We start from the raw sequence: 1,340 nt of genomic DNA on the forward strand, positions 1-1,340 counted from the left end.
CTGCTCCACCCCGCGATAATTTGGATACTTTTTAAAGTAAATCCGTTAATATGTTATTTAATAAAAATGGAGGAGTAAGAGGGATTCGAACCCCCGCGGGCTGTTACACCCCTGTCGGTTTTCAAGACCGATCCCTTCAGCCAGACTTGGGTATTACTCCATTGATAAGTGGTGGACCTTGTAGGACTCGAACCTACGACCGGACGGTTATGAGCCGTCTGCTCTAACCAGCTGAGCTAAAGGTCCTAAAATAATAAGTAGCGGCGGAGGGAGTCGAACCCACGACCTCACGGGTATGAACCGTACGCTCTAGCCAGCTGAGCTACACCGCCATAATATTTCATTTAAGTTTTCTAAGTGGAGCCTAGCGGGATCGAACCGCTGACCTCCTGCGTGCAAGGCAGGCGCTCTCCCAGCTGAGCTAAGGCCCCATGTTTAAAATGGTCGGGAAGACAGGATTTGAACCTGCGACCCCCTGGTCCCAAACCAGGTGCTCTACCAAGCTGAGCCACTTCCCGTTTAGAATTACAGGTGATACAATATGGCGCGCCCGAAAGGACTCGAACCCATAACCTTTTGATCCGTAGTCAAACGCTCTATCCAATTGAGCTACGGGCGCATATTATAAATGGTACCGAGGGCCGGACTCGAACCGGCACGGGGTCAACCCCCGCAGGATTTTAAGTCCTGTGTGTCTGCCATTCCACCACCCCGGCAGCATATGTGGAGCGGAAGACGGGGCTCGAACCCGCGACCCCAACCTTGGCAAGGTTGTATTCTACCACTGAACTACTTCCGCGTATACTGCTTTTAAATTATAAATGGTGCGGGTGAAGGGACTCGAACCCCCACACCGAAGTACTAGATCCTAAGTCTAGCGCGTCTGCCAATTCCGCCACACCCGCAAATATTTTCTTTTTGAGAAAATGGTGAGCCATGAAGGATTCGAACCTTCGACCCTCTGATTAAAAGTCAGATGCTCTACCAACTGAGCTAATGGCTCAAAAAGAGTGCCGACTAAAGGACTTGAACCCTCAACCTACTGATTACAAGTCAGTTGCTCTACCAATTGAGCTAAGTCGGCATATGGTGGAGGATGACGGGCTCGAACCGCCGACCCCCTGCTTGTAAGGCAGGTGCTCTCCCAGCTGAGCTAATCCTCCATCAAACCAAGCGACGTTCTACTCTCACAGGGGGAAACCCCCAACTACCATCGACGCTGAAGAGCTTAACTGCCGTGTTCGGTATGGGAACGGGTGTGACCTCTTCGCTATCATCACTTGATTCATTTTCTTTAGGACATTAATTATTATATCAAATTTTCTACTAAAGTCAATAAC

Annotated in this window: 12 tRNA genes and 1 rRNA gene; all 13 read right to left on the reverse strand. The window is 49.8% G+C overall.

The annotated features are described in order from the left end of the window. Window positions 1–67 precede the first annotated feature (67 nt). The 13 genes from CN692_RS18975 to rrf all read right to left on the reverse strand — a co-directional run bounded on the left by CN692_RS18975 (window position 68) and on the right by rrf (window position 1,284). Window positions 68–160: transfer RNA gene (locus CN692_RS18975), tRNA-Ser, on the reverse strand. A 9-nt stretch (window positions 161–169) separates the two neighbouring features. Beyond that, window positions 170–246 (reverse strand) — tRNA-Ile (locus CN692_RS18980). Window positions 247–258: 12 nt separating this feature from the next. Further along, window positions 259–332 (reverse strand) — tRNA-Met (locus CN692_RS18985). 26 nt (window positions 333–358) lie between these two features. Continuing rightward, window positions 359–431: transfer RNA gene (locus tag CN692_RS18990), tRNA-Ala, on the reverse strand. 10 nt (window positions 432–441) lie between these two features. Then, a tRNA-Pro gene (locus CN692_RS18995) sits at window positions 442–518 on the reverse strand. Window positions 519–542: 24 nt separating this feature from the next. Next, window positions 543–619 (reverse strand) — tRNA-Arg (locus CN692_RS19000). A gap of 10 nt (window positions 620–629) precedes the next feature. After that, a tRNA-Leu gene (locus tag CN692_RS19005) sits at window positions 630–716 on the reverse strand. 8 nt (window positions 717–724) lie between these two features. Continuing rightward, a tRNA-Gly gene (locus tag CN692_RS19010) sits at window positions 725–799 on the reverse strand. A gap of 23 nt (window positions 800–822) precedes the next feature. Continuing rightward, window positions 823–905 (reverse strand) — tRNA-Leu (locus CN692_RS19015). A 22-nt stretch (window positions 906–927) separates the two neighbouring features. Next, window positions 928–1,003 (reverse strand) — tRNA-Lys (locus CN692_RS19020). An 8-nt stretch (window positions 1,004–1,011) separates the two neighbouring features. Continuing rightward, window positions 1,012–1,084, reverse strand: a tRNA-Thr gene (locus CN692_RS19025). A gap of 3 nt (window positions 1,085–1,087) precedes the next feature. Further along, window positions 1,088–1,163: transfer RNA gene (locus tag CN692_RS19030), tRNA-Val, on the reverse strand. Window positions 1,164–1,168: 5 nt separating this feature from the next. Next, window positions 1,169–1,284, reverse strand: a 5S ribosomal RNA gene (rrf, locus tag CN692_RS19035). Between the last annotated feature and the right edge of the window lie 56 nt (window positions 1,285–1,340).

Origin of the sequence: Bacillus sp. AFS002410 (assembly GCF_002556365.1) — a bacterium.
Taxonomy (GTDB): Bacteria; Bacillota; Bacilli; order Bacillales; family Bacillaceae_G; genus Gottfriedia.